Origin of the sequence: Actinomadura sp. 3N407, assembly GCF_052245875.1 — a bacterium.
Lineage (GTDB): Bacteria > Actinomycetota > Actinomycetes > Streptosporangiales > Streptosporangiaceae > Spirillospora.
This window is the reverse complement of record NZ_JBQQBP010000014.1, coordinates 134,818-161,699: the sequence shown is the minus strand read 5'-3', so window position 1 is coordinate 161,699 and position 26,882 is coordinate 134,818. Positions and strand designations below refer to the sequence as shown.

22 protein-coding genes are annotated in these 26,882 nt (G+C 71.7%); 10 read left to right on the top strand and 12 right to left on the bottom strand.

The window, feature by feature from the left end:
- Positions 1-126: 126 nt before the first annotated feature.
- A complete protein-coding gene (locus ACTWPP_RS31060) occupies positions 127-636 on the top strand; it encodes a DUF4870 domain-containing protein (protein ID WP_443107927.1) in 510 nt (169 codons plus the stop codon).
- Between the two features lie 33 nt (positions 637-669).
- On the opposite strand, the gene lepA is transcribed toward ACTWPP_RS31060, so the two are convergent.
- Positions 670-2,511: a translation elongation factor 4 gene (lepA, locus tag ACTWPP_RS31055; RefSeq protein WP_443107926.1), complete on the bottom strand. Its 1,842-nt coding sequence runs from the start codon at positions 2,509-2,511 to the stop codon at positions 670-672.
- A 243-nt stretch (positions 2,512-2,754) separates the two neighbouring features.
- Between lepA and rpsT the strand changes: the two genes are divergently transcribed.
- Together rpsT and ACTWPP_RS31045 are read left to right on the top strand one after the other, a co-directional pair.
- Entirely contained in the window at positions 2,755-3,024 is a 270-nt protein-coding gene (rpsT, locus tag ACTWPP_RS31050) for a 30S ribosomal protein S20 (protein ID WP_443107925.1), read from the top strand.
- A gap of 24 nt (positions 3,025-3,048) precedes the next feature.
- Positions 3,049-3,612, top strand: a complete 564-nt coding sequence (locus ACTWPP_RS31045; protein WP_443107924.1) for an RNA 2'-phosphotransferase — start codon at positions 3,049-3,051, stop codon at positions 3,610-3,612.
- Here the strand turns inward: ACTWPP_RS31045 and ACTWPP_RS31040 are convergent.
- Complete coding sequence (locus tag ACTWPP_RS31040) at positions 3,554-4,081, bottom strand: hypothetical protein (protein WP_443107923.1); 528 nt, start codon at positions 4,079-4,081, stop codon at positions 3,554-3,556. The genes ACTWPP_RS31045 and ACTWPP_RS31040 overlap by 59 nt on opposite strands.
- A 69-nt stretch (positions 4,082-4,150) precedes the next feature.
- Between ACTWPP_RS31040 and ACTWPP_RS31035 the strand changes: the two genes are divergently transcribed.
- Complete coding sequence (locus ACTWPP_RS31035; protein ID WP_443107922.1) at positions 4,151-5,071, top strand: LysR family transcriptional regulator; 921 nt, start codon at positions 4,151-4,153, stop codon at positions 5,069-5,071.
- The gene (locus ACTWPP_RS31030; RefSeq protein ID WP_443107921.1) at positions 5,011-5,430 is read left to right on the top strand and encodes an SRPBCC family protein; all 420 of its coding nucleotides are present in this window, start codon (positions 5,011-5,013) and stop codon (positions 5,428-5,430) included. The genes ACTWPP_RS31035 and ACTWPP_RS31030 overlap by 61 nt, the downstream gene beginning before the upstream one ends.
- A gap of 331 nt (positions 5,431-5,761) precedes the next feature.
- On the opposite strand, the gene holA is transcribed toward ACTWPP_RS31030, so the two are convergent.
- The 6 genes from holA to hflX all read right to left on the bottom strand — a co-directional run bounded on the left by holA (position 5,762) and on the right by hflX (position 14,571).
- Positions 5,762-6,715 carry a DNA polymerase III subunit delta gene (gene holA, locus ACTWPP_RS31025; RefSeq protein ID WP_443107920.1) on the bottom strand — a complete coding sequence of 318 codons (954 nt, stop codon included), beginning with the start codon at positions 6,713-6,715 and terminating at the stop codon, positions 5,762-5,764.
- A gap of 159 nt (positions 6,716-6,874) precedes the next feature.
- Positions 6,875-8,992, bottom strand: a complete 2,118-nt coding sequence (locus ACTWPP_RS31020) for a ComEC/Rec2 family competence protein (protein WP_443107919.1) — start codon at positions 8,990-8,992, stop codon at positions 6,875-6,877.
- A gap of 584 nt (positions 8,993-9,576) precedes the next feature.
- Positions 9,577-10,290 (bottom strand): helix-hairpin-helix domain-containing protein, encoded by a 714-nt coding sequence (locus ACTWPP_RS31015; protein ID WP_443107918.1) that lies wholly within the window; start codon positions 10,288-10,290, stop codon positions 9,577-9,579.
- Between the two features lie 216 nt (positions 10,291-10,506).
- A complete protein-coding gene (locus ACTWPP_RS31010) occupies positions 10,507-11,352 on the bottom strand; it encodes a DegV family protein (protein WP_443107917.1) in 846 nt (281 codons plus the stop codon).
- Between the two features lie 32 nt (positions 11,353-11,384).
- Entirely contained in the window at positions 11,385-12,599 is a 1,215-nt protein-coding gene (gene hutI, locus ACTWPP_RS31005) for an imidazolonepropionase (protein ID WP_443107916.1), read from the bottom strand.
- Between the two features lie 517 nt (positions 12,600-13,116).
- A complete protein-coding gene (hflX, locus tag ACTWPP_RS31000; protein WP_443107915.1) occupies positions 13,117-14,571 on the bottom strand; it encodes a GTPase HflX in 1,455 nt (484 codons plus the stop codon).
- 209 nt (positions 14,572-14,780) lie between these two features.
- Between hflX and aceB the strand changes: the two genes are divergently transcribed.
- From aceB to ACTWPP_RS30975, 5 genes are all read left to right on the top strand, one after another.
- On the top strand, positions 14,781-16,388 hold the full coding sequence (gene aceB / locus ACTWPP_RS30995) for a malate synthase A (protein ID WP_443107914.1): 1,608 nt from the start codon (positions 14,781-14,783) through the stop codon (positions 16,386-16,388).
- An 86-nt stretch (positions 16,389-16,474) separates the two neighbouring features.
- The gene (locus ACTWPP_RS30990) at positions 16,475-17,926 is read left to right on the top strand and encodes an FAD-linked oxidase C-terminal domain-containing protein (protein WP_443107913.1); all 1,452 of its coding nucleotides are present in this window, start codon (positions 16,475-16,477) and stop codon (positions 17,924-17,926) included.
- Positions 17,926-19,122 carry an FAD-binding oxidoreductase gene (locus ACTWPP_RS30985; RefSeq protein WP_443107912.1) on the top strand — a complete coding sequence of 399 codons (1,197 nt, stop codon included), beginning with the start codon at positions 17,926-17,928 and terminating at the stop codon, positions 19,120-19,122. Before ACTWPP_RS30990 ends, ACTWPP_RS30985 begins: the two co-directional genes overlap by 1 nt.
- Positions 19,122-20,408: a (Fe-S)-binding protein gene (locus tag ACTWPP_RS30980; protein WP_443107911.1), complete on the top strand. Its 1,287-nt coding sequence runs from the start codon at positions 19,122-19,124 to the stop codon at positions 20,406-20,408. Before ACTWPP_RS30985 ends, ACTWPP_RS30980 begins: the two co-directional genes overlap by 1 nt.
- Before the next feature lie 108 nt (positions 20,409-20,516).
- Positions 20,517-21,236, top strand: a complete 720-nt coding sequence (locus tag ACTWPP_RS30975; RefSeq protein WP_443107910.1) for a hypothetical protein — start codon at positions 20,517-20,519, stop codon at positions 21,234-21,236.
- 116 nt (positions 21,237-21,352) lie between these two features.
- Here the strand turns inward: ACTWPP_RS30975 and ACTWPP_RS30970 are convergent, their stop codons facing one another.
- From ACTWPP_RS30970 to ACTWPP_RS30955, 4 genes are read right to left on the bottom strand one after another with little or no spacing between them, the layout of a single operon-like run.
- Positions 21,353-23,029, bottom strand: a complete 1,677-nt coding sequence (locus tag ACTWPP_RS30970; protein ID WP_443107909.1) for an ABC transporter family substrate-binding protein — start codon at positions 23,027-23,029, stop codon at positions 21,353-21,355.
- Positions 23,026-24,861 carry a dipeptide ABC transporter ATP-binding protein gene (locus ACTWPP_RS30965; protein ID WP_443107908.1) on the bottom strand — a complete coding sequence of 612 codons (1,836 nt, stop codon included), beginning with the start codon at positions 24,859-24,861 and terminating at the stop codon, positions 23,026-23,028. Before ACTWPP_RS30965 ends, ACTWPP_RS30970 begins: the two co-directional genes overlap by 4 nt.
- The gene (locus tag ACTWPP_RS30960) at positions 24,858-25,694 is read right to left on the bottom strand and encodes an ABC transporter permease (RefSeq protein ID WP_443107907.1); all 837 of its coding nucleotides are present in this window, start codon (positions 25,692-25,694) and stop codon (positions 24,858-24,860) included. Before ACTWPP_RS30960 ends, ACTWPP_RS30965 begins: the two co-directional genes overlap by 4 nt.
- Positions 25,691-26,689 (bottom strand): ABC transporter permease, encoded by a 999-nt coding sequence (locus ACTWPP_RS30955; protein ID WP_443107906.1) that lies wholly within the window; start codon positions 26,687-26,689, stop codon positions 25,691-25,693. Before ACTWPP_RS30955 ends, ACTWPP_RS30960 begins: the two co-directional genes overlap by 4 nt.
- Positions 26,690-26,882: the final 193 nt, after the last annotated feature.

Sequence of the window (26,882 nt, the reverse complement as noted above, 5' to 3'; positions counted from 1 at the left end):
CGAAACGGCCACGGGGCAGGGGGAAGCGGGAACCCCTGCGGACTCCGGGCGCGTCCTAGGAGTCATACACTTCGCCAATAGGTCGCACAGCGAACGCGCAGAGCGAACTAGGAGAGGACTTTCGCCATGGCCTACGGGCCTCCCCCGTCGCCCGGCCAGGGGCAGCCGCAGTCCCCGTGGCAGCAGCCTGGAAACGTCTGGCAGCAGCCTCAGCAGCCGCCGCAGCAGCAGGCTGGTCCGGCCTGGCAGCAGCAGCCCCAGCAGCAGGGCGGAGGCACCGCCCAGATACCCGGCCATTACGGCCCCGTCTCCCATGAGGAGAAGACGTGGTCGCTCATGGCGTACGTGGGCCAGTTCCTCATCGGCGCGATCGCGCCGGCCATCGTCTACGTCGGCAAGGCACGCTCGCCGTTCGTCCGCCGGCACGCCGCGCAGGGCCTCAACATGGGTCTCGCGGCCATCGCCGTGTGGATCGCCGGCGGGCTGCTGTCCCTGGCCGTCGAGGTGCTCATCTGGCTGCCGCTGTTCTTCACGGCCGCCGTGATGTTCTTCCTCGTCTACGCGGGAAGGGCCGCCAACCGCGGCGAGTTCCGGCGGGTGCCGCCCGTCGTCGCCTGGCCCCTGCTGAAGAAATAGGCCCGTGCCGAAGTGGCCCGGCGTGAGGCCGGGTTACTTGCGGCCCTTGTCCGCGGTCTCGCCGCCGCCCCCGGTGGACAGCGCCGCGACGAAGGCCTCCTGCGGGACGTCCACCCGCCCGATGGTCTTCATCCGCTTCTTGCCCTCCTTCTGCCTCTCCAGCAGCTTGCGCTTGCGGGAGATGTCGCCGCCGTAGCACTTGGCGAGGACGTCCTTGCGGATGGCGCGGATGTTCTCACGGGAGATGATCCGGGCGCCGATCGCCGCCTGGATGGGCACCTCGTACTGCTGCCGCGGGATGAGCTCCTTGAGCTTGGACGTCATCATCAGCCCGTACTCGCGCGACTTGTCGCGGTGGACGATCTGGCTGAACGCGTCCACCGACTCGCCCTGCAGCAGGATGTCGACCTTCACCAGATCGGACTCCTGCTCCCCGCTGGGCTCGTAGTCCAGCGAGGCGTACCCGCGGGTCCGCGACTTCAGCTGGTCGAAGAAATCGAAGATGATCTCGGCGAGCGGCAGCGTGTAGCGGATCTCGACGCGTTCCTCCGACAGGTAGTCCATGCCGAGCAGCACCCCGCGGCGGCCCTGGCACAGCTCCATGATCGCGCCGATGTGCTCGGACGGGGACAGCAGCGTCGCCCGCACCACCGGCTCGTGCACCGTGCCGATCTTGCCCTCGGGGAACTCGCTGGGATTGGTGACGGCGTGCTCCGTCCCGTCCTCCATGACCACGCGGTACACGACGTTCGGCGCGGTGGAGATCAGCGAGAGGCCGAACTCGCGCTCCAGCCGCTCCCGGACGATCTCCATGTGCAGCAGCCCGAGGAACCCGCAGCGGAACCCGAACCCGAGCGCCGCCGACGTCTCCGGCTCGTAGACCAGCGCGGCGTCGTTCAGCTGCAGCTTGTCGAGCGCGTCGCGCAGCTCCGGGTACTGGTCGCCGTCCATCGGGTACAGGCCGGAGAACACCATCGGCTTCGGGTCCCGGTAGCCGCCGAGCGCCTGGGGCGCCTGCCGCGACGCGCCGGTCACGGTGTCGCCGACCCGCGCCTGCCGGACGTCCTTCACTCCGGTGATCAGATAGCCGACCTCGCCGACGCCGAGGCCCTGCACCGGCTTCGGCTCCGGGGCGATCACGCCGACCTCCAGGGTCTCGTGCGCGGTCCCGGTCGACATCATCAGGCTCTTCTCGCGCCGCGACAGCCGCCCGTCCATGATCCGGATGTAGGTCACTACGCCGCGGTAGGTGTCGTACACCGAGTCGAAGATCAGCGCGCGGGCGGGGCCGTCGGGGTCGCCGACCGGCGCCGGGACCTCGGCGACGATCTTGTCGAGCAGCTCGCGGACGCCCTCGCCGGTCTTGCCCGAAACGCGCAGCACGTCCGACGGTTCGCAGCCGATGATCCCGGCCAGCTCCTCGGCGTACTTGTCCGGCTGCGCCGCCGGCAGGTCGATCTTGTTGAGGACGGGGATCAGGTGCAGGTCCGCCTCAAGCGCCAGATACAGGTTGGCCAGGGTCTGCGCCTCGATGCCCTGTGCCGCGTCCACCAGCAGGACCGCGCCCTCGCACGCCGCGAGCGACCGCGACACCTCGTAGGAGAAGTCGACGTGCCCCGGGGTGTCGATCAGGTTGAGGACGTGGTCGCGGCCGCCGGACGTCCACGGCAGCCGGACGGCCTGGCTCTTGATCGTGATGCCGCGCTCGCGCTCGATGTCCATGCGGTCGAGGTACTGGGCGCGCATCTGGCGCCCCTCGACCACACCGGTCAGCTGCAGCATCCGGTCCGCGAGCGTCGACTTGCCATGGTCGATGTGCGCGATGATGCAGAAATTGCGGATGATCGCGGGATCGGTCTTGTCAGGCGCTGGCACCGGGGTCCGTTCACAAAAACTCAGTCGATGGGCAAGGACATGTGTACGTCCCATGGTCCCATGCCCTTCGCGATGCTCAGTGCACGGCCCGGTTTGGGGCGGGCCCCGGTGATTGGTAGGCTGTGCGACTGCGTGTGGCGTAGCGTCGTGCCCCGGGGGGTACCGTCCGCCCCCGTTCAGACATTTCGTCAGAGCCTGCGGCTGAGCAGGCGAGGATCGCGACCAAGCTGAGGCACTACCGACGTGGCTAATATCAAGTCCCAGATCAAGCGCAACAAGCAGAACGAGAAGGCCCGCCTGCGCAACAAGGCGGTCAAGTCCGAGCTGAAGACGGCGATCCGCAAGTTCCGCGAGGCCGCCGACACCGGCAACCTCGAGGACGCCGCCACCGCGCAGCGTCACGCCGCGCGCAAGCTGGACAAGGCCGTCAGCAAGGGCGTCATCCACAAGAACCAGGCCGCCAACCGCAAGTCGGCGATCGCCAAGCGCGCCGCCGCGCTGCAGGCGAAGTAAGCGCCGCACGCACCGGGGCCGGCCATGGCGCGCCGGCCCCGACGCATGTCCATGGACGAGCGGCGCGCGGTGACGATCTCCAAATATCTCGCGAAGCATCTGCGGCACCGGCCCGAACGGATCGGCCTCACGCTCGATTCCGGAGGGTGGGCCGACGTCACCGAACTGCTCGCGGCCGCCGCCCGTCACGATTTCCCGTTCACCCGCGCTGAACTCGAACACGTCGTCGCGGTCAACGACAAGAAGCGCTACGTCCTCGACGGCAACCGGATCCGGGCCGCGCAGGGCCACTCGATCCAGGTCGACCTGGACCTGCCTTCGGCGTCCCCGCCGGAATTCCTCTACCACGGCACCGTGGGCCGCTCCGTGGAATCGATCCTGCGCGACGGCCTCCTGCCGATGGGGCGGCACGCCGTCCACCTGTCCCCCGACCGTGAGACGGCCCGGCGCGTCGGTGCCCGCCGCGGCGAACCCGTCATCCTGGTCGTCCAGGCCGGGCGGATGGCCGCCGACGGGCACGAGTTCCGCGTCAGCGCGAACGGCGTGTGGCTGGTCGGCCTCGTCCCGCCGGAATATCTGCGCGAATGACCTCGGCGGCCGCCCAGTCCGGGACGTGCCGCACCCATCCGGGCCCCTCCTGCGGCCCGAACAGATACCGGTAGGGGACGATCTCCCGGATGGCCCGGTGCACGTCCAGCCGGTCATCGATCATGTGGGTGATCCCGAGGTCCGCGCAATGCCGAGCCTTATCCGCCCGCTTCCGGCAGAACCGGACGTTCTCCCTGGGCAGACGCGTCCGCGCGTAGAAGTCGTGGTGGTCGAGCCACGCCAGTGTCCGCCTCCGCACCCGGTCGCCGCACTTGGAGATGATCCAGGCCCGTCCGCCGAAGTCCTCGATCAGCCCCGGCAGCACCTCGTACACGCCCTCGTTCGCGGGTGAGGCGAGGGCCTCCTCGAAACTCCCGTCGAGGAACACGGTGTCGTCGTCGCCGGGGGCCAGCGGCCCCCCGTGAATGACCCGGCCGAAATCGACGCCGAGCCGAGGTTCGATGTTCATGCGTCAACTCTCGAACCCACAGCCCTAAAACAGAACTATTAACAACGCGTCTAGCTATAGTCACCAACTATGGATCTGGGACGCCTCTCCACAGACGCGCTCGCCTCGTTCGCCGTCTTCGCCGACCACCTCAACTTCACCCGGGCCGCCGAAGACCTCCACATCTCCCAGCCCGCCCTCCACGTCAAGGTGCGGAAACTCACCGAAACCCTCGGCCGTCCCCTCTACACCAGGCACGGGCGCCGCCTCGCCCTGACCCCCGCCGGCGAGCAGGTCGCCCGCTTCGCCCGTGACCTCGACGCCCGCGTGACCGCGTTCCTCGCCGACGTCCACGGCACCGCACCCACCCGCGTCCCCGCCCTCGCCGCCGGCGAAGGCGCCTACCTCTACCTGCTCGGCGACGTCGTCCACCCCGGCATGCGGCTGATCAACGGCGACCGGGCCAGGACCCTCACCGCCGTCCGCACCGGCCGCGCCGATCTCGGCGTCGCGGTCCTGGACGTCCTGCCCGCCGACGTGGAAGCGGTGCTCCTGGCCTCCTACCCGCAGGTCCTCGTCATGCCGGACGACCATCCCCTGACCGGCAAGGCGAGCCTCACCCTCGCCGACCTCGCGGGCACCGCCCTGGTCGTCCCGCCGCCCACCGGTCCCCACCGCGTCACCCTCGAACGCGCCCTCCGCGCCGCCGACGTGCCGTGGTCACTCGCCGTCGAGGCCGAAGGCTGGCCACTGCTCCTGCACTTCGTGTCCCTCCGCGTCGGCCTCGCCGTCGTGAACGGCTGTGTCGCTCCGCCCCCCGGACTGGTCACACGCGAGATCATCGACCTGCCCGCCGTCCCCTACTACGCCCTCCACCTCCCCGCCCGCGCCGATGACCCCCTGGTCACCGGGCTGCTGTCCGCGATCCGCACCGCGCTGAGGAGAGAACCGTGCACTTCGACATCGCCGTCGACGCCGACGCCACCCCCGAGACCGTCTGGAACCTCCTGATCGACGTCGAACACTGGCCCGACATGACGGCCTCCGTCGACCGCGTCGAACTCCTCGACGAACCCTTCACCCTGTCCAGCCGGGCCCGCGCCCACCAGCCCAAGCTCCCCGCCGCCGTCTGGACGGTCACCGCGTTCGAGGAGAACAAGACCTTCACCTGGGAGTCCCGCTCCCCCGGCGTCACCACCGTCGCCGTCCACGAAATCGTCCCCAAGCCCGACGGCACCGTCACCGTCCGCCTGACCCTCGACCAGAAAGGCCCCCTGGCCCCCCTCATCTCAATCCTCACGGGCCGCCTCACCCGCCGCTACGTGACCATGGAGGCCAACGGCCTGAAAACCAAGGCCGAACACCCCTGACCACCACCCCTCGAACACCCAACTCACCCGCCCACACACCGCGCCCCCAGCACCCGCCACTCCACCCGCCACACCACCCGGCCAACCCATCCGCCCCCACGCACCACCACACCGGCAGTTGCCACACCACCGCGCCCAGCACCTCGCCCAGGTCATCCGGCCTCCCGTACCACCGCCCTCGGCAGTTGCCACACTGCCGCGACCAGCGTCCCACCACGCCGCCGTGCCGATTGCCGTCGTCGGGCTCGCGTCGTGTTCGCCCGTCGGCGCCCGGACGAGGGCGTGTTCGCGGACCTTGTCGGGCGCGGCCGCGCGGAGATCGGGCGGTGGGTCAGCCGCGGGCGGCGACGATCGCGGCGACGGTCTTCTCCAGCGCGTAGGCGGGGTCGGCGGCGCCGCCCTTGACCTGCTCGTCGGCCTCGGCGACCGCCGCGAGCGCCCGCGCGACCCCGTCCCCCGACCAGGCCCGCAGCTGCCTCTGCACGCGGTCGATCTTCCACGGCGGCATGCCGAGTTCCTTCGCCAGCGCCGCACCGCGCGCGCCTCGGGGCGCGCCACCGACCTTCGCCAGCCCCCGGACACCCTGGGCGAGCGCGCTGACGATCAGCACCGGCGCCACGCCGGTCGCGAGCGCCCACCTGAGCTGCTCCAGCGCATCGGCGAGCTGCCCCTCGATGGCCTTGTCCGCCACCGTGAATCCGCCCACCTCGGCGCGGCCCCGGTAGTACCGCGCCACGGCGGCATCGTCGACCTTGCCTCCGGTGTCGGCGACCAGCTGGCTGCAGGCCGCCGCCAGCTCACGCAGGTCGTTCCCGACCGCGTCGACCAGCCCCCGGGCCCCGTCCGCCGAGATCTTCCCGCCCGCCCGGCGGATCTCGGCCCGGACGAAGTCGACCCGCTCCCCCATCTTGGTGACCTTCGGGCAAGAGATCTTGCGCGCCTTGAGCTTGGTCAGCCCGTCCACCAGCGCCTTCCCCTTGGCCCCGCCGTGGTGGGCGGCGATGAGCACCACTTCGTCCGCGGGCGTCCCGGCGTAGGCGAGCACCTCGGCCGTCAGGTCCTTCCCGAGGTCCTGCGCGGACCGCAGCACGAGCACCTTCCCGTCGCCGAACAGCGACGGCGACGTCAGCTCCGCGATCCGCCCGGGCTCCAGCCCGCCCGGCCCGAGGTCGATCACCTCGGCCTCCGGGTCGTTCGCCCGCACGGACGCGACGACCTCCGCGATCGCCCGATCCACGAGCAGCTCTTCGTCACCGACGACCAGGATGATGGGCTCAACCGACACCCCAGCAGCATGCCACGCCCGGCCCCGCCCCGCCTAAGCGGACGACCGAGCCGACCCCACGATCTCGCCTAGAATCGCATCCTTCGCGGTGGGAATCGGGTCGCTTAAGGTCGGGCCGTCGTTTCGCGTGGCTCGTCTGGGTTGGGGGCGGCGGGGCGGTCAGTGGCGGGGGACGGCTGCTATCCCGGTCCTGGTGCGGGCTATTGCCACGTCTCCTTCCTGGTCGGTGCGGTGAATCTGCGTGCCGAGGCGTTGCAGGAGTCTGAGGGTCGCCGGGGACGGGTGGCCGTAGTCGTTGTCCTCGCCGACCGAGATCAGCGAGACGGAGGCGTGGGCGGCGGCCAGGAATCCAGGGGCCTGGCTGCGGGAGCCGTGGTGCGGAACCTTGAGCACCTGGACGGGAGGGACGGCCGTCTCCAGGGCGCGTTGCACGTCCTCTTCGATGTCGCCTGCCAGGAGGGCGCTGAAGCCGGGTCTGCGGGCGACGAGGACCACGCTCGCGTTGTTGATCGTGCTGCCGTCGTCCTCGAATGAGAGGGCGGGGCCGGTGGCCCGCGGGGCGAGGATCGAGAGTGTCAGGTCGCCGATACGCCACTGCTGGCCCGCCTGGGCGCGGCGGGTGGGAAGGCCGGGGGCGAGGCGTGCCTCACGGCCGGAGGTGCGCGACGTCGTCAGGATCTCGTGGACGTTGCGGCCGTTCCGGACACCGGACGTGCCGTTGATGTGGTCGGCGTGCGGGTGGGTCAGGATGAGCAGCGGGACGTCCTTGACGTGCAGGCGCCGTAGGCACCGGTCGATCAGAGCCGGGTCGGGGCCGGTGTCGACGACGACCGCCTGGCCGGGGCCGGTGGACAGCACGAGGCCGTCGCCCTGGCCCACGTCGCAGGCGACCATCTGCCAGCCGGGCGGCGGCCAGCCCGGGGCCGTCACGCGCATGGCGATGACGGCGATCAGGACTCCGCTCAAGGCGGCGGCCATGAGCAGGCGCAGCCGGCGGCTCCGCAGGACCAGGACGGCGATCCCGGCGGCCAGGAGGATCGTCATCGCGCCCAGGCCGCCGCTCGTCCACGGGATCGTGGCATAGGGCAGCGCGGCGGCGGTGCGGGCGACGCGGATGATCCAGCCGACGGCCAGGCCCGCCGGCCACACGATCACCTGGGCCAGGGGCAATGAGAGGAGCGCGGTGACGGCGCCGAGCGCGCCCAGGAGGGTGGCGGGCGCGACGGCGGGAGCCGCCAGCAGGTTCGCGAACACCGCGACGACGCCTATTTCACCCGAGAGCATGACCAGGACGGGGGCGACGGCGACCTGGGCGGCCGCCGCGACGGCGAGGGCGTCGGCGAGGGGGCCGGGCAGCCGGCGGGCGAGCCGCTCCCGCCACGGCGGTGCCAGGACGAGCAGGCCGGCGGTCGCCAGGACCGACAGCGCGAATCCGTACGAGCGCGCGAGTTCGGGATCGATCAGGACGAGGAGGAGGACGGCGGCGGCGAGGGCCGGCAGGCCCTGGCGTTGCCGTCCGGTGACCAGCGCGAGCAGGCCGATGAGACCCATGACGGTCGCCCGCAGGACGCTCGGCTCCGGGCGCGCGACCACGACGAACGCGAGCACCGCGAGGACGGCGACGGGTGGGGCGCGCCGCCGTCCGAGGCCGAGCAGGCGGCAGAGGCCGAGGACGGCGCCGATGACGATCGCGAGGTTCGCGCCGGACACGACGAGCAGGTGGGTGAGCCCGGCGGCGCGGAAGTCGCCGGCGAGCGCCGGGTCGAGCCGGGAGGTGTCGCCGACGACCATGCCGGGCAGGACGCCGCGCTGGTCGGGCGGGAGCCGCGCCACCGCGGCCCGCAGCCGCGCCCGCACGTGCTCGGCGGCGCGCTGGATCGTGGACGGCGGCCCGAGCACGGCGGGCGGGCCGCGCACGATCACGACCGCGGCGAGCAGGTCGGCGCCCCTGGGCGTCACGAACGTGCCGTGGAGGCGCACCCGCTGGCTGGGCACCAGGCCGAGCCAGCGGCGATCGCTCGCGATCAGCAGTACGGGAACACGGACCTCGGCCCGCGGGACCTGCTCCACCCGGGCTCTGAGAATGATCATCCGTCGCCCGTCGCCCGGTTTCGCCCGGGGATCGCCCGTCACGACCGCCTCCGCCGTCGCGGAACGGCCATGGCCGGCGAGGTCCCGAACCGGTCCGGTGCCGACGGCCGTGGCACGCAACGCCACTCCCATCGACGACGCGGCGGCGCACACGAGGACGACCCCGGCCAGCCTCCGCCGCGACACCCCACCCTTCCACCGGCCACCCGCAGAGCCCGCTCCTCGGCCGGAACGGTCACCCGGCCCGTCCGCGAGACGGGCGCCCGCCGGCCTAGCCCTGGACCGCCACGGCCGGGGCGGCACCCACCCTCGGAGTGCGGAGCCCGGTGCCCGGCCGGCGCCGGTGCCCCGGACGTCCGCCAAACGGGCGTCGACCGGTCCCGCACCGCCCCGCCACGACCGCGAAGCCAGCGCCCCCTGCGGAGCAGCGCCCGGTGCCCGCCCGGCACCGGTCCCCCGGACGTCCGCCAAACGGGCGTCCATCGATCCCGCACCGCCTCCCCATGACCGCGAAGCCAGCGACCCCTGCGAAGTAGACCCCGGTTCCTGGTGGGCGCTGGTGGTCGGGGCGCCTCGGAGTCGGTGCTCTGTGGCTCTCGGGGAGCGCCATGGGAGGCGCTTGGCCGGGCTGGGGCGGGGGGCCAGGAGGTAGAGGGCTGTGAGGGCGGTGATGGCTGCCAGTGCATAGGAAAGGGCCGGGGGGAGGCCGATGGCGGCGGCGGCCGTGATCCAGGTGGCGAGGGCCGGGGCCAGCAGGCGCAGGTCATGGGTCATACGCGGACCAGGGGCTTCAGGTCGGCGTAACGGCGGGCGCCGATGCCGCTGACGTCCTGGAGCTGCTCGATCGAGCGGAAGCCGCCGTGCTGGGTGCGGTAGTCGACGATGCGTCCGGCGAGGACGGGCCCGACACCGGGGAGATCGTCCAGCTGGTCGGGGGTCGCGGTGTTGAGGTTCAGCGGGGCGCCGGGCGCGGCGGACGCGCCGGGCGGGGGCGGGGCGCCAGGCGGGGGCGCGGCGCCGGGGGGTGGTGTGGGACGGGGGACGCCCACCGGGATCTGTTCGCCGTCCATCACCTTGCGGGCGAGGTTCAGCGGGCCGGTCTTCGCGCCCTCGCGCACCCCGCCGGCCGCCTTGATCGCCTCGGCGACGCGGGAACCGGGCGGCAAGGTGATCACTCCGGGATGCTCGACCTTGCCGAGGACGTGCACCACCACCGAGGGCGAGGCCGTCACCGGGCTCTGGGACGTGGCGGGCCGCGCGCCGGTGAGGGTGGCGACCGCGGCGGGGGCCGCGGTCTCGTGCGGACGCGGGCGGGCCAGCCACAGATAGCCGGCGGCCACCAGGGCGGCGACCACGCCGATCAGGACGAGGACGCGGACGTTCGAGCGTTCGGGTGTCGCGCGTAAGCGGGCGGCGGGCGGTGTATCGGGAGGCCGCAGGCGGCCCATCAGGGTCTGCAGGCGGTCCCGTGGGTCGGGTTTCATGCCGACTGACGCTAAGCGGGGCCCGTATCCGGCCGTGAGCGCTTCGCCGACTGTGGATAACTCTGGGTCAGCGGATCACTGCGGCCGCCAAGGCTTGGGGGCGACGAGCAGATGGACGTCATCCGGAGGCGCCACGGTCCGGGGCGGTGGTGGCGGGGGTGGCGCGGTCGCCCGCTACTCATCCGGACGGAATCGGCGGCCGGAACCGGCGTGTGGTCACAGTTGGGGCGCCACGACGACGCCGAGCATGCCGGGGCCGACGTGGGCGCCGATGACGGGGCCGACCTCGCCGACGTAGACGTCCTCGACGTGCGGGATGCGTTCGCGGAGGCGGGCGGCGAGGGATTCGGCGCGGGACGCGGCGGCCAGGTGCTGGACGCCCAGGTCGACGCGGCGGTCCCCGGCTTCGGCGACGGCGAGTTCCTCCAGCCGGGCCAGCGCGCGGGAGGACGTGCGGACCTTTTCCAGCGGCGCGATCCGCCCGTCCCGGATGTCGAGGAGCGGCTTCACCATCAGCGCGGAGCCGAGGAGGGTGGCCGCGGCGCCGATGCGGCCGCCCCGGCGCAGGTGTTCGAGGGTGTCGACGCAGATGAGGGACCGGGTGAGTTCGGCGCGGCGTGCGGCGGCGTCCGCGACCTGGTCGGCGGTTCCGCCGGACATGGCGGTGGCCGCGGCGGAGAGGGCGGCGAACCCGAGGCCCATCCCGAGGGTTCCGCTGTCGATGACCCGTACGGGCACGGGGGCGGCTTCGGCGGCGAGCCGGGCCGCGGCCACCGTCCCGGACAGGGCGGCTGAGAGGTGGATCGAGACGATTTCGCGGGCACCGGAGTCCGCGGCGGCCTGGTAGGTGTCGGCGAACCGCTCGGGGGCGGGGCGGGACGTGGTGATGGGGTGCCATTCCTTGAGCGCCTGGGCGGCCTCGGCGGTGCCGATGTCGCCTTCGTCCCGCGTGACGCCGCCGACGGCGATCTGCAGGGGGACGATGGTCAGCCCGTGCCGGTCGGCGAACCCCGCCGGAAGGTAGGCGGTGGAATCGGTGACGACCGCGACCGCGCTGCCCATGGCAGGACACTACCCGCCGCCGGGACGGTGCGTCAGGGCTGGACGGGGACTCCGCCGCGCCAGATGCGCAGGGCGCGGAGGCCGAACGCCCAGGCGAACGCACCTTCGTGGTCGGCGTCCCAGAGGACGATGTCGGCGAGCATGCCGGGGGCGAGGGAGCCGCGGTCGCCGACGCGGAGGGCGGCCGCGCCGCCGAGGGTGGCGGCGCGCAGGGCCTCGGTGACGCTGAGGCCGAACATGGCGACCGACAGCCCGATGACGAGGGGCATGGACGTGATGCCGCACTGGCCGGGGTTGTGGTCGGTGCCGAGGGCGACGGTGACGCCGCGGTCGAGCATCTGCCGGACGGGCGCCGGGGCGCGGCTGCTGTTGAGGCCGCTGCCGGGGCAGACGGTGGCGGTGACGCCGGCGTGCGCGAGGGCCTTGATGTCGTCGTCGTTGGCCTGGGTGAGCAGGTCGGCGGAGGCGCAGCCGACTTCGGCGGCGACCTGGGCGGCGCCGATGCGCTCGTTGGCGCAGGCGTGCATCCTGGCCTTCAGGCCGGCCCGCTTCCCGGTGAGCAGGAGGGCGCGTGCCTCTTCGGCGGTGAAGTGGCCCTCGTCGCAGTAGACGTCGATGGAATCGGCGCCGGCCACGGCGGCGTCCCCGGCCCACAGCCGGACGGCCTCGATGTAGTCGCGGCGGCGGCCGAAGAACTCCGGCGGCAGGATGTGCGCGGCCAGGAACGTGGCGTGGATGCGCGGCATGGAAGGTTCGCCTTCGAGCGAGCGCAGCATCCGGATGTCGGCGAGTTCACCGTCGCGGGTGAGGTGGTATCCGGTCTTGGCCTCGACGGTGGTCGTCCCGGCGAGGATCCACTGGCGGAGCCGTTCGCGGACGCCGTTGCAGAGCGTCCAGGGGTCGGTGCCCCGGGTGACGGTCACGGTGGAGTTGACGCCGCCGCCCGCGGCGGTGATGGCGGAGTGGGACGAGCCGCTGGTGCGCATGGCGAGTTCGGCCCACCGGTTGCCCGCGTACACGGGGTGGGAGTGGGCGTCGATGAGCCCTGGCGTGACCAGGCCTCCGCCCAGGTTCTCCACGTGGTCGACGTCGACGATGTCGTCGATGATGCCGGGGACGCGCTGCGGGAGGTCGGAGGCGGGCCCGGCCCAGACGATCCGGTCGTCGTGGATGAGCACCGCGGCGTTGCTGCAGACGTCGGTGCCCGTCCAGAGCCTGCCGATGTTCGTCAACAGCCGTACGGTCATGGCGTCACCGGCCTGGTTGGTGCCATGCGCGCGTCAGCGCGGTTCCGGTCGCCGTGGGGCGCTGGTGCGGGCCGACCGCCCTCGCTCCGGTGGCCGGACCTGCCGTGAAGTCGAGGCGGGCACCTGTTCTCGTTCCGGCGCTTGGATCTTTCATGAGTGGCCACCTGCTCTCGATCCGAAACGCCGACTGGGTGCCGGCGACTCACCGTTGGCGGGTCGGGTGGTCGGGCGACCACCACTGGCACGAGACCGGAGATATCGGTTTCGTCACGGTAGTGCACTGAAGGCCCGTCCGACAACCTCTGGTCGTAGCGCATCGACAGCCATCACCCCGCCCCTAGCTCTACGACCGTACGGATTTCAACCGGACCGTCAAGCCGATTGGACAAGCTGTCACCGTTCGGCGACCAGGATGGGCCCGGGGGCGGCTTCCAGACGCGTCCGAACACCGTCCGAACCGAGCCGAAACCCCCTCAACACCCGAAATCCCGCCGGGCGGCGTGGCCCGGCGGGATCGTCAGACGCTCGGGGTGACGGCCTCGTACCGGGACAGCTCGCCGGCGAGGTCGGCCGGGACCCTGACGTGGAGCATGGTGCCCTCGGCCAGGTGCTCCTGCTTGAGGATCTCGCCGCGCTCGTGCACCTGCGCGACGAGGTCGCCGCGCTCGTAGGGCACGAGGGCGTGCAGTTCGCTCTCCAGCCCGGGCAGGTCCGCCTCGATGGCCGCGCGCAGCTCCTCCATGCCGAACCCGGTGCGGGCGGACACGACGACGCTGTGCGGCTCCCGGCGCTGGAGGCGGGCGATCGCGAGGTCGTCGGCGGCGTCGGCCTTGTTGATGACGATGATCTCGGGGATCTCGTCGGCGTCGATCTCGCGCAGCACCTCGCGGACGGCGTCGATCTGCGCCTCGGGGTCGGCGTCGGAGCCGTCCACGACGTGCAGGATCAGCCCGGCGTCGGTGACCTCCTCCAGCGTCGAGCGGAACGCCTCGATGAGCTGGTGCGGCAGGTGCCGGACGAACCCGACGGTGTCGGCCAGGGTGTAGGCGCGGCCGCCGGCCGTCTCGGCGCGCCGGACGGTGGGGTCGAGGGTGGCGAACAGCGCGTTCTCCACCAGCACCCCGGCGCCGGTCAGCCGGTTGAGCAGGGACGACTTGCCCGCGTTGGTGTAGCCGGCGATGGCGACGGCGGGCACCGCGTGGCGGCGGCGTTCGCCGCGCTTGGTGTCGCGGGCCTTGGACATGCCCTCGATCTGCCGGCGCAGCTTGGCCATCCGGGTGCGGATCCGCCGCCGGTCCAGCTCGATCTTGGTCTCGCCGGGTCCGCGCCCGCCGATGCCGATGCCGCCGGCGGCGCGGCCGCCGACCTGCCGGGACAGGTTGCCGCCCCAGCCGCGCAGCCGCGGCAGCAGGTAGTTGAGCTGCGCTAGCTCGACCTGCGCCTTGCCTTCGCGGCTCTTGGCGTGCTGGGCGAAGATGTCCAGGATCAGCGCGGTCCGGTCGATCACCTTGACCTGGACGGTCTCCTCCAGGTGCCGCAGCTGGCTCGGGGCCAGCTCGCCGTCGCAGATGACGGTGTCGGCGCCGGTGGAGATGACGGTGTCGCGCAGCTCCGCGGCCTTGCCGGAGCCGATGTAGGTGGCCGGGTCGGGACGGGTACGGCGCTGGACGAGGCCTTCGAGGACCTCCGAGCCGGCGGTCTCGGCGAGGAGTGCCAGCTCGCGCAGGGAGTTCTCGGCCGTCTCGGCCGTTCCCTCCGTCCAGACGCCCACGAGGACGACGCGCTCCAGCCGGAGGGCGCGGTACTCGACCTCGGTGACGTCGGTCAGCTCGGTGGACAGGCCCGCGACGCGCCGCAGTGCCCGCCGGTCCTCGAGGTCGAGTTCGCCCGTCATGGGCTCGAACTCGGCCTCGTCACGGTTCTCGAACTCGTCCGGATTCTGGGTCTGGTCTGCAGAGAAAGGTTGAGTCATATGTCCTCAGTAGAACGCCGCGTCGCGGCCGTATCTTCCCGGCGATCGTCTCACGCACCGTCCACGGTGGTCACGTGCTTATCGGCGTGGGTTGACGCGAGCGCGCGCGGGGAGGTGCGAAGGGGACCCGCTTTGACCGAGGTCAGTACCGGCACGTAACATTCTCCACCTAACAGAAGTGGAATTTCGCGATACGAAAGGGCAGGCTGATGGCTGAACTTGAAGGCATCGAGGTCACCGGACCCCTCGGCGAGCGGTACGAGGAGATCCTGACCCCCGAGGCGCTCGGCCTGCTCGCCGCCCTTCAGCGCGAGTTCGGCGCGCGGCGCAAGGAGTTGCTGGAGGCGCGGGCCGAGCGCCAGCGCGGGCTCTCCGAGGGCGGGACGCTGGACTTCCCGTCCGAGACCGCCGGCATCCGGGCCGACGACTCCTGGCGGGTCGCGGAGGCCGCGCCCGGCCTGGAGGACCGCCGCGTCGAGATCACCGGCCCGACGGACCGGAAGATGACCATCAACGCGCTCAACTCGGGCGCCAAGGTGTGGCTGGCCGACTTCGAGGACGCCAACACGCCGCTGTGGGACAACATGATCGAGGGGCAGCTCAACCTGCGGGACGCCCTGGACCGCACCATCGACTTCACCGACGCCAAGAGCGGCAAGTCCTACGCCCTCAAGGCCGACGGGGAACTCGCGACCATCGTCGTCCGGCCGCGCGGCTGGCATATGGAGGAGAAGCACCTCCTCATCGACGGCGAGCCCATGTCCGGCTCCCTGTTCGACTTCGGGCTGTACTTCTTCCACTCGGCCCGCCGGCAGCTCGACAAGGGCAAGGGCCCCTACTACTACCTGCCGAAGATGGAGAGCCGCCTTGAGGCGCGGCTCTGGAACGACGCGTTCAACCTCGCCCAGGACCACCTGGGCATCCCGCGCGGCACCATCCGCGCGACCGTGCTGATCGAGACGATCCCGGCCGCGTTCGAGATGGAGGAGATCCTCTACGAACTGCGCGACCACTCCGCAGGCCTGAACGCCGGCCGCTGGGACTACCTCTTCTCTGTGATCAAGAAGTTCCGGGACCGGGGCGCGGACTTCGTCCTCCCCGAGCGGAACGCGATCACGATGACCGCCCCGTTCATGCGGGCCTACACCGAGCTGCTCGTCCGGACGTGCCACAAGCGCGGCGCGCACGCGATCGGCGGGATGGCGGCGTTCATCCCGTCCCGCCGCGACGAGGAGGTCAACAAGATCGCCCTGGAGAAGGTCCGGGCCGACAAGACCCGCGAGTCCGGCGACGGCTTCGACGGCTCCTGGGTCGCCCACCCCGACCTCGTCCCCATCTGCCGGGAGATCTTCGACGGCGTCCTCGGCGACAGGCCGAACCAGCGCGACCGGCTCCGCGAGGACGTCGAGGTCTCGGCCGCCGACCTGCTCAACATCAAGGCCACCCCCGGCGACATCACCGAGACCGGCCTGCGCACCAACATCGACGTGGCGCTGCGCTACCTCGCCACCTGGCTGGACGGCGCCGGCGCGGTCGCGATCCACAACCTGATGGAGGACGCCGCGACCGCCGAGATCTCCCGCTCCCAGGTGTGGCAGTGGATCTACAACGGCGTCCAGCTCAAGGACGGCCCGCAGGTCACCAAGGAGCTCGTCGAAAGGCTGCTGGACGAGGAACTGGCCAAGATCCGGGCCGAGCTGGGCGACGCCTACAACGAGCCCCGCTACGACCAGGCCGTGACGCTCTTCAAGGAAGTCACCCTCGCCGACGAGTATTCTGAATTCCTCACCACCCCCGCTTACCAGCAGTTCCCGTAGAACCCGGACGACCGGCCCCGAGCCGGGCGGCCACGGGTCGTCCGGCTCGATCTTGCGGTGGGTTCGGGCGCGGGAGGATGGTGGACATGATGGAATCCACGCTCAAGGCGCTCGGAGCGCGGCTGGAGACGCTCGTCGGGGCGGACGGTGTCGTCACCGACCCGGTGCGGCTGCGCACGTACGAGTGCGACGGGCTGACCAACCACCGCGCGACGCCCGGTGTGGTCGTGCTGCCCGGCACCGCCGAGCAGGTCGCCGCGGTCGTGCGCGAGTGCGCGGCGGCCGGGGTGCCGTACGTGGCGCGCGGGTCGGGGACGGGCCTGTCCGGAGGGGCGCTGCCCCGCACGGACGGCGTCCTGATCGTCACGTCCCGGATGCGCCGGATCCTGGAGATCGACATTCCGGGGCAGCGGGCCGTGGTGGAGCCCGGCGTGATCAACCTGGACGTGACGCGGGCCGTCCGCCCGTACGGGTACTACTTCGCGCCCGACCCGTCGAGCCAGCAGATCTGCTCGGTCGGCGGGAACGTGGCGGAGAACTCCGGCGGCGCGCACTGCCTGAAGTACGGGTTCACCGCGCATCACGTGCTGGCCTGCGAGGTCGTCACACCGGACGGCGAGCTGGCCGAACTGTCGGCCGACACGCCGGGCTACGACCTGCTGGGCGTGTTCGTCGGGGCGGAGGGCACCCTCGGCATCACCACCAAGATCACGGTGCGGCTCACGCGGGTACCGGAGACCGTGCAGACGCTGCTGGCGGCGTTCGACTCGATCGAGGCCGGCGGCGCCGCGGTGTCGGCGATCATCGGCGCGGGCGTCGTCCCGGCGGCGATCGAGATGATGGACGCGCTGTCGATCGAGGCGGCGGAGGCCGCGGTGCGCTGCGAGTATCCGCCGGGCGCCGGTTCGGTGCTGATCGTGGAGCTGGACGGCCCGGAACCGGAGGTCGCGTCCCAGTTCGCCGACGTCGAGCGGCTGTGCCGGGACGCGGGCGCGTTCGAGATCCGCATCGCCGCCGACGACGAGGAGAGGGCGCTGATCTGGAAGGGACGCAAGTCCGCGTTCGCCGCGGTCGGCCGGATCAGCCCCGCCTACCTCGTCCAGGACGGCGTCATCCCGCGGACGGCGCTGCCGCGGGTCCTGGCGAGCATCGACGCGCTGTCGGCCGAGTCGGGGGTGCGGGTCGCGAACGTTTTCCACGCGGGCGACGGCAACCTGCATCCGCTGGTGCTGTTCGACGACGCGGAGGAGGGCGCGGAGGAACGCGCGGAGGCCGTGTCGGGCGCGATCCTCGACCTGTGCATCGAGCACGGCGGTTCCATCACTGGTGAGCACGGCGTCGGCGTCGACAAGTCCCGTTACATGCCGCGCATGTTCACCGAAACCGATCTGGACACCATGCAGATGGTCCGCTGCGGATTCGATCCCGTGGGGCTGTGCAACCCGGGCAAGGTGTTCCCCACACCGCGCCTGTGCGGCGAGGTGCCGGGCGTGCGCAAGGGCCCCCACCCATACGAAGGAAAGGCGGACCTCTTCTGATGCGGCCCCTGGACGCCTTGGCGAAGGTCTGCGGCGATGTCCGGCCCGGTGAGCCGGCGGAGGGCGTGCTCGGTGTCGAGCCCGCCCTCGTCGCCGCGCCGAAGAACCTGGCCGAGGCCGCCGACATCATGCGCGTCGCCGCCGAGAAGGGTCTGGCCGTCGTCCCGCGTGGCGCCGAAACCCGCCTGGACTGGGGGACGCCACCGGAGCGGTGCGATCTGCTCGTCGACACCCATCGCCTAGACGGTCTCATCGAGCACGCCGCAGGGGATCTGGTCGCGAAGGTGGAGGCGGGCCTGCCGATGGAGCGGCTCGGCGAGGAACTCGCCGAACGCGGCCAGCGGCTCGCCCTCGATGTCCCCCTGCCGGGTTCCACCGTCGGCGGGACGATCGCCACTGGCGCGTCCGGTCCGCTCCGCTCGCTGTACGGGACGCCCCGCAATCTGGTCATCGGGCTCACGATCGTCCGGGCGGACGGTCAGATCGCGCGGTCGGGCGGCAAGGTCGTCAAGAACGTCGCCGGATACGACCTGGGGCGGCTCTTCTGCGGCTCGTACGGGACCCTCGGCCTGATCGTGGAGGCCACCTTCCGCCTGCACCCCGTCCCCGCGGCCCTCGCCTATGTGACGTGCGCAGTGAACGGGCCCGAGGACGCGCACGATGCCGTCCAGACCGTCCTCCATTCTCCTGTGGCGCCCAGCGCGGTCGAATACATCGCGCCGGGGACGGTCGTGGTCCTCCTGGAGGGCGTCCCGGAGGGCGTCGCCGCGCGCGCTCGGCAGACCGCGGAACTCCTCGGCGAGAACGCCTCGATAGCCGAGACCGCGCCGGACGGCTGGGGACGGTATCCGGACGGCACCACCCTCATCGACGTCACCGCCCCGCCGCCCGCGCTCCGCGACCTTCTCACCGTCCTCGGCCCGGACGCCGCCGCCACATGGAGCGGCAGCGGGCACGGCCATGTGGGTCTCCCCGCCGAGTCGTCGCCCGATGACGCCGCCGACGTCCTGGGCCGCCTGCGGGACGTGCTGACCCGGCACCGCGGCGGCGCCGTCGTCCGTTACGCACCCGAAGAGGTGCGCGCCGGCATCGACGTGTCGGGTCCGATCCCGGCGCTCACGCTGATGCGGCGTGTGAAGGACCAGTTCGACCCGGACCACCGGCTGTCCCCCGGCCGTTTCGTTGGAGGTATCTGATGAGCGCCCAGGACGACCTGCCGAAACTGCTCAGCGACTGCGTGCACTGCGGTTTCTGCCTGCCGACGTGCCCGACGTACGTGCTGTGGGGCGAGGAGATGGACTCGCCCAGAGGCCGCATCCACCTCATGCAGCAGCACGCGGAGGGAGAACCGCTCAGCGACGCGATGGTCGGGCACTTCGACGCCTGCCTTGGATGCATGGCCTGCGTGACGTCCTGCCCGTCCGGCGTGCAGTACGACCGGCTCATCGAGATGACCCGGGCCGACGTCGAACGCGAACATCCACGTTCGCTCAAGGAGCGCGCCATACGGGAGATGGTCTTCCAGCTGTTCCCGTACAAGCGCAGGCTCCGTGCTCTGCGCGGCCCTCTGCGCGCGTACCAGAAGTCGGGTCTGGAACGGCTCGTCCGGCGCAGCGGCGTCCTGGAACGCATCTCGCCGTCGGTCGCCGCGATGGAACGGCTCGCGCCGCCTCTCGGCAAGGCGCCGAGGCTGCCGGAACGGGTCGCCGCCCGTGGTGAACACCGCGCCACGGTCGGGATGCTGACCGGCTGCGTGCAGAGCGAGTTCTTCCCCGGTGTCAACGCGGCCACCGCCCGTGTTCTGGCCCTCGAAGGCTGCGACGTGCTCATCCCCGGCCAACAGGGCTGCTGCGGGGCGCTGTCCATGCATTCCGGCCGCGAGGAGGAGGCCCGCGCGTTCGCCCGCCGGACGGTCGAGACCTTCGAATCCGTCGACGTCATCGTGGTGAACTCCGCGGGCTGCGGGTCCGCGATGAAGGAGTACCGGGCGCTGCTGGCGGACGATCCCGCCTGGGCGCGGCGGGCGGAGGCGCTGTCGGCGAAGACCCGGGACCTCGCGGAGTACCTCGTGGAACTCGGGCCCCGCGCGGAACGGCGACCACTACCGGTCACGGTCGCCTACCACGACGCGTGCCATCTGGCCCACGCGCAGGGCATCCGCGGCCAGCCCCGGGCGCTGCTGGCCGCGATCCCGGAGCTGACCGTCCGGGAGATCGCCGAACCCGACATCTGCTGCGGTTCCGCCGGGACCTATAACCTGTTCCAGCCGGAGGCCGCCGGAGAACTCGGCGACCGGAAGGCGGTGAACGTGGACGCCACCCAAGCCGAACTACTGGTCGCAGCCAACCCCGGCTGCTCCATGCAGATCGCCACCGCGCTGCGCCGGCGCGGCGCCGGCATCGCGGTCGCGCACACCGCGCAGGTGCTGGACGCCTCCCTACGGGGATTGGGCCGCGACGCCCTCGTCGCGCGCGGCTCGTAACCCCGTGACCTGGAACGCCGCCGATCCGGGCGTCCGGTATCGTGTCTGACTCCTTGAGACGGGACACGCTTACCGAGCCTGGAGTGGCCCAAGGGAGCACGCAGAACCATGTCCAACAGCTACCAGCCGTACCGTACGAACCACCGGAGGAAGAAGCGCAACGCGGGGAGGCTCGGGCTCGCCGGAGCCCTCACCGGGGCCGTCGGCATCGCCGCGGTGGCCACCGTCATCGTGGTCGTCCGGCCGGGCGGCGACCCGGGCGGGGAGGCCGCCCGGCCGACGCTGGCCGGTCAGGGCAGCGCCGCGCCGGTGAAATCGTCGGTGCCCGCCCCCGAGACCGGCCCCCCGGTCGGCTTCACCACCCCGGAGGGCTACGGCTACAGCCTCGCCGCCGTGAAGGCCGGAACGGACGGGCGGCCCCTCGGCGCCACCGAGCCCCCACCGTCGGGGACGACGTACGCCTACGCGGACTACGTCCTCGCCAACAGCCAGCGGCGGCCCGTCCTGCTGGACTATCCCGTGGACCTGTTCATGCCGAAGGCGCAGGTTCCGGCGTCCGCGCAGGAGCGGTGCATGCCGCAGGCGGGCATCCCCGACGACATGTGCACGCTCCCCAACCACAGCGAGATCACCGCCCGGGTCGACGGGTCGAAGCCCCCCATCGACGAGAACGGCACCATGATGATCCCGGCGGGCGCCTCGTACGTGGTGCGGATCGCCTCCGACCTCCCGGTCAACGATGACGTCTCCGCCGGAGACCTGCAGCTTTACGTGTGGAACGCCCGGTACACCAGCGACCGCAAGGGCATCGGGCTCGCGTTCCCCTGACCGTCGTGTTCCAGAAGGGCCGGGCTAGGCGGCTGCTCGGGTGAGGACGCCTTGGGCCAGGACGCCTTGGGCCAGGACGGCTTGGGCCAGGACGGCTTGGGCCAGGACGGCTTGGGCTAGGACGGCTTCGTGAACCCGATGTCCTGGTAGGCGGGCTGGAAGAAGCCGCAGGCGCCCAGATTGGCCAGGTTCGCGCGCGTGGCGACGAGCTGTGGTCGCTGGTACAGCGGCAAGACCGACGCCTGGCGCCAGATGAGCCGGTCGGCCCTGTTCACGAGGACGTGAATTCTCGCCGGGTCGACCTCCGCGATGGCGCGGTCCATGGCGGCGTCGATGGCGTCGCTGCCGATGCGGGAGTAGTTCTGCTGGATCCGGTCGCCGTGCGGTTCCGCGAACACCGATTTCATCGGCGACACCGGGAAGGACGTGCCCAGCCAGGAGAACGGGACGATGTCGAAGTTCCCGGGCGTGACGTACCGGTCGAACGCGTCGTCCGCGGGAACCGGCTCGATGTCCACCCGGACGCCGATGCGTTCGAGCAGCGCCCGCGCCAGTTCCCCTTCGCGTTTGCTGATCGGGACCCCGGACGGGACGACGAAACGCAGCGCGAGCGTCCGTCCGCCCTTGACGCGGTACTTCCCGCGGGGTTTCCAGCCCGCCTCGTCCAGGAGCCGTCTGGCGCGGGCCGGGTCGTACACGCCGAACTCCCCGGAGTTGTCCCGGTAGCCGTCCTGGGTGTTGACGTAGAAATGGTTGCCGAGCATCCGGACGGGCACTCCGAGGCCGGACAGGTCGGATCGGGCGATGGCGCGCCGGTCGATGCCGAGCATGACGGCCCGCCGCACCCGCACGTCGGACAGGACGGGCGAGGCGGCGTTCAGCGTGAAATGCCGCCAGTCGGGCCCGCCCGCCCGGCGGACGGCGGCGCCGCGCACCCCCTGGACGCGCCGCAGTGCGCCCGCGTCGAGGCCGATGTCCATGAGGTCGACCTCGTTGTTGGCGAACGCGCCGGGCATGGCGCTGGGGTCCATCGCGCGGTAGACGATGCGGTCGAGTTTCGCGGGCGGACCCCACCAGGCGGGGTCGCGGGCCAGCGTCACCGTCTTGGCGGTCTTGTCGATCTCCTGGATTTCGAACGGGCCGGCGGTGACGGGCAGGCGGTTCATCCAGCCGGTGTTGAACGCGCGTGGGTCGGCGTACATGGTGGCCGGGTAGAGCGGGCTGAACAGGCTGCGCCAGTCCGCGTACGTCCCATCGAAGGTCACCTCGACCACGTTTTCGCCAGGGCCTCGTTCGATGCGCTTGATGCGGCGGTAGCCGGTGACGGCGGAGACTTCGTATCGCGGGTCGCGTCCTGAGAGCGCGCGTGCCTGCGCCACGAAGTCGGCGTGGCCGATGGGGCGGCCGTCCGACCACTTGGCTCGCGGGTTGAGCCGGTATGTGACGGTCTGCCCGTGCGCGGTGCGCCTCAGCGATGCCGACCGCAGGTATTCGGGGACGGGACGCGGCACGGCCTTCTCGTCGGCGCGCATCAGGTACGGCAGAACACCCCGGATGACGCGCTCGACCACCCCGGTGGTGCCCGTGACGTGGTTGAAGTTCCACTGGGACGGGAACTCCGGCAGCGGCCAGCGCAGCGTCCCGCCGTTCACGACGCGGTCGCGCGGGGCCGGATTGACGTCGGACGCGGGCAGCCGCCCAGACGCGTGGCTCGTGGAGCCCTCCGGCCCGGGGCCGCTGCAGCCGGTCAGCAGCGCGGCCCCAAGGAGAACAGCGCCGAGCGCCCGTTTCACCGGCCGTCCCCGACTTCGACAAGGGGATGGTGACACCCCACCGATTGGTCGACGCCTTCCCCAGGCCGCACAGGACGAGACTTGGGATCGTGTTCCTCGCACAGGGCTCCTTCGACGGCGGTGAGCGTGGCATAGCGCGGGCAACGGGAACGGAAACGGCACCCCGCAGGTGGGGACGCGGGGTCAGGCGGGTCCCCCCGCAGAAGGACACGACGGCGACGTCGTTCCAGCCGCGGATCGGGCAACGGAACCGCGTCCAGCAGCGCGCGCGTGTACGGATGTGCGGGCGCGCGGTACACGACGTCCACCGACCCGATCTCAACGATGCGCCCCATGTACATGACGGCGACCCGGTCGGCGAGGCTGTGGACGACGGCCAGGTCATGGGCGACGAGCAAGTACGCCAAACCGAGCCGGTCGCGCAGACGCTCCAGCAAGGCCATGACACCGGCCCGCACAGAAACGTCCAGGGCCGCCACGGGCTCGTCCAGGAGCAGCAGCCGTGGCTCCAAGGCCAGCGCTCTGGCGATGCCGACGCGTTGCCTTTCCCCACCTGAGAGACCATGTGGGTAACACCCGGCATGATCAGGCTCCAGGCCCACCGACTCCATCAGCTCCCTGACCCGCCCACGGATGCGGGACGACGGGTAGCCGTGCGTGGTCAGCGGTTCGGCGAGGATGTCGGCCACGCGCATCCGCGGGTTCAACGACGAGAACGGGTCCTGGAACACCACCTGGACATCCCGCCGCAGAGCCTTCCGGTGGGCGGCGCGCAAGGCCGCCGTGTCCTGTCCGAAGACGGCGACGCGTCCGCCTTGCGGGCGCGTCAACCGGAGGATCTCCATCAGTGCCGTGGTCTTGCCGCACCCCGATTCCCCCACCAGCGCCAAGGTCTCGCCCTCACGGACATCGAAGCCGATGCCGTCCACGGCGCGCACCGTCCCGGCCCTGCGCCGCGGCAATGTCCCCTTGTACAGCGGATGGTGACGGACGAGACCGTCCACCTCAAGCACGACGGGACGACCGGGCCGGGTCGGCCGGGGCAGACGGACAGGCCGCTCGCCGATCCGGGGAATCGACCGCAGCAGCCGGACCGTGTACGGCGTTCCAGGGCGATGGTAGATCTGCTCAACCGGCCCTGATTCCACGTCGCGTCCCGCGTGCATCACCATGACGCGGTCGGCGAACCCGGCGACGGCCCCCAGGTCGTGAGTGATCAGGACGATCGCGGCGCCGGTGGCCTCCTTGGCGACCCGAAGCACGTCGAGTACCTGCGCCTGGACGGTCGCGTCCAGGGCGGTCGTCGGCTCGTCCGCGACGATGGCGGCCGGGTCGTTGGCGATCGCCATCGCGATCATCACGCGCTGCCGCATACCGCCGGAGAACTCGTGCGGGTACGCCCTGACCCGCCGCGCCGCGCCGGGAACGCCGACCAGGTCGAGCAGCTCGGCGGCCCGTGCCCGCGCCGCCGCACGCGAAGCCGCCGAGTGAACGCGAACGGTCTCGGCGATCTGGTCGCCCACCGTGTGGACGGGCGTGAGCGCCGACAGCGGATCCTGGAAGACCATGGACAGCTCCTTGCCGCGAACCCGCGACAGTTCGGCGTCCGGCCGCCCGAGCAGTTCCTCACCGCGCAACCGCACCGAACCCGCGGCACGGGCGCTCTCCGGCAGAAGCCCCATCACGGCGAGTGCGAGGGCGGTCTTGCCGGAGCCCGATTCACCGACGATCCCGAGCACCTCGCCCTCCCCGACCGTGAAACTCACCCCCTGGACGGCGCGCACATCGGGTGCGTAACGAACCGTCAGATCCGTGACCCGCAGCACGCTCACCCCCTGCCCCCGGCGGGATCGAGGACGTCGCGCAGTCCGTCGCCCAGGAGGTTCACCGCGAGGACGATGAGAACGAGCAGCCCGGCGGCGAAACCGAACGGCCACGGACGGGCGGCCACGGTGCCGTGGCCGTCGGCGATCAGCGTGCCGAGCGACACGTCCGGCGGCCGGACACCGAGACCGAGGAAGGACAGGCCGCTCTCCGCGATGATCGCGACGCTGACGTTCAGGCTCGCGTCAACGGCCAGCAGCGACGCGAGCTGCGGCAGGACGTGCCGGACGATCACGCGTGGCGCGCTCACCCCGAGGAACCGGGCGGCCAGCACGTACTCCCGCTCACAAAGCGAGATCGTCATGCTCCGCACCATCCGGGCCGTGATCATCCACATGAACGCGGCCAGCAGTGCCACGAGCACCGGCACGCCCCCGGAAAGCCGCGGCACCAGCACGACGACGACCAGGAGGGGCGGAAGAGCCAGCAGCAGGTCGACGCCCCACATCAGGGTCCGGTCGAGCGGGCCGCCCGCGAACCCGGCCGCCGTGCCGACGACGGCGGCGAGCCCTGTCGCGATCACGGCGGCGAACAGGCCGATCAGCAGTGACCTCTGGGCTCCGCGCAGAGTGAGGGCGAACACGTCCCGTCCGCTGTGCGTCGTGCCGAGCCAGTGCCGCGCGGACGGCCCCTGGTGGAAGGCGGTGAAGTCCGTGCCGTCCCAGCCCCAGGGCGACACGAGCGGCCCGCCGAACACCAGCGAGAACAGCAGCGCGAGCAGGACGAGCCCCGCGACCGCCCGCCGGCTGCGCCGCCGCACCGTCAGGGACCGCACCGTCATGGCCCGCACCGGCCCGACGCCGTCCGGACACGCGGGTCGAGGACGCCGTGCAGCACGTCCGAGGCGAGCCCGGCCAGCAGCACCCCGATCACGGCGACGCAGCCGATCGCCGCGACCACGTTGACGTCACCGCGCGTCACGGATTCGACCAGCCACTCCCCCATCCCGTGCCGCCCGAAGATCTTCTCGGTGAACATGGCGCCGAGGAGCAGCAGGCCGGAGGTGTAGGCGACGTAGGTCGTCATCGGCGCCAGAGCGGCGCGCAGCCCGTGCCGCATCAGAGCGCTCCGCCGCCGCAGCCCCTTGGCCCGCGCGGTGCGCACGAAGTCGGCGTTCAGGACGTCCAGCATCATGCCGCGCTGGTACCGGCAGCAGACGGCCAGTTGTGCGAGCGCGATCGTGACCGTCGGCAACAGCAGGCGCCGTACCCGGTCAACGAACCCTGCGAGGTCTCCGGACATCCCCGGTGCGGACTCTCCGACCCACACGAAGACCTGCGCCCCCATGACGTGGTTGGCCTTGCCCGCGGCGATCTGCAGCAGCACCGCCAGCACGAACACGGGGACGGCCAGCAGCGGATACGAACCGAGCGTGATGAGCCGGTCGGCCGTCCGCCCACGCCGCGCCGCCGCGTAGGCGCCGAGGAGGACGCCGAGCCCGCACCCGAGGACAGCGCCCGGGAGCACCAGCCGCAGGCTCACGCCGAGCCGCCGCCATAACTCGGCGTCGACCGGTTCGCCGTCCCAGGTGCGGCCGAGGTCTCCGTGCAGGACGCCCCCGGCCCAGGTGCGGTACCGGTCGGCCAGGGGCGTCCGGCCGTTGAGGTTGAGCGCGTCGAGCCGCGCGTCGACGACGGCCTCCGGCGGACGGGGCGCGCGGCCCTCGTAGCCGGCGCGCGGGTCGAGCGCGGCGGCGGCGAGCAGGTAGGCGAGGCTCGCCGCGAGCACGGCCGGCACCAGACGGCCCGCCAGCCGCCGCAGCGGGAACGCCGCCATGGTCCTCCTCCCGGCCGGTCCGCGAATCACAGAATGCTACTGAGTGATCACGCATCGCGTAGGAAAATACCGGGAGTCACATCATCGGACGACCGGGCGGGAGGACGGGACGCTCGCCCGCGCGAGCGCATTGACTGCATGACTCTGACAAGGACCTTCGCCGGTGGTCAGTCACCTTGTTCGGCGGCCCATT

Bases quoted from the DNA above. Each gene is read 5' to 3' on its own strand.
- ACTWPP_RS30985 (WP_443107912.1), top strand. From the start codon at position 17,926: ATGCGGCCCCTGGACGCCTTGGCGAAGGTCTGCGGCGATGTCCGGCCC.
- ACTWPP_RS31035 (WP_443107922.1), top strand. From the start codon at position 4,151: ATGGATCTGGGACGCCTCTCCACAGACGCGCTCGCCTCGTTCGCCGTC.
- ACTWPP_RS30960 (WP_443107907.1), bottom strand. From the start codon at position 25,694: ATGACGGTGCGGTCCCTGACGGTGCGGCGGCGCAGCCGGCGGGCGGTC.
- ACTWPP_RS30955 (WP_443107906.1), bottom strand. From the start codon at position 26,689: ATGGCGGCGTTCCCGCTGCGGCGGCTGGCGGGCCGTCTGGTGCCGGCC.
- ACTWPP_RS31010 (WP_443107917.1), bottom strand. From the start codon at position 11,352: ATGGGCAGCGCGGTCGCGGTCGTCACCGATTCCACCGCCTACCTTCCG.
- ACTWPP_RS31015 (WP_443107918.1), bottom strand. From the start codon at position 10,290: ATGAAACCCGACCCACGGGACCGCCTGCAGACCCTGATGGGCCGCCTG.
- ACTWPP_RS30990 (WP_443107913.1), top strand. From the start codon at position 16,475: ATGATGGAATCCACGCTCAAGGCGCTCGGAGCGCGGCTGGAGACGCTC.
- ACTWPP_RS31045 (WP_443107924.1), top strand. From the start codon at position 3,049: ATGGCGCGCCGGCCCCGACGCATGTCCATGGACGAGCGGCGCGCGGTG.
- hflX (WP_443107915.1), bottom strand. From the start codon at position 14,571: ATGACTCAACCTTTCTCTGCAGACCAGACCCAGAATCCGGACGAGTTC.
- ACTWPP_RS30980 (WP_443107911.1), top strand. From the start codon at position 19,122: ATGAGCGCCCAGGACGACCTGCCGAAACTGCTCAGCGACTGCGTGCAC.
- hutI (WP_443107916.1), bottom strand. From the start codon at position 12,599: ATGACCGTACGGCTGTTGACGAACATCGGCAGGCTCTGGACGGGCACC.
- ACTWPP_RS31060 (WP_443107927.1), top strand. From the start codon at position 127: ATGGCCTACGGGCCTCCCCCGTCGCCCGGCCAGGGGCAGCCGCAGTCC.
- ACTWPP_RS30975 (WP_443107910.1), top strand. From the start codon at position 20,517: ATGTCCAACAGCTACCAGCCGTACCGTACGAACCACCGGAGGAAGAAG.
- aceB (WP_443107914.1), top strand. From the start codon at position 14,781: ATGGCTGAACTTGAAGGCATCGAGGTCACCGGACCCCTCGGCGAGCGG.
- ACTWPP_RS31040 (WP_443107923.1), bottom strand. From the start codon at position 4,081: ATGAACATCGAACCTCGGCTCGGCGTCGATTTCGGCCGGGTCATTCAC.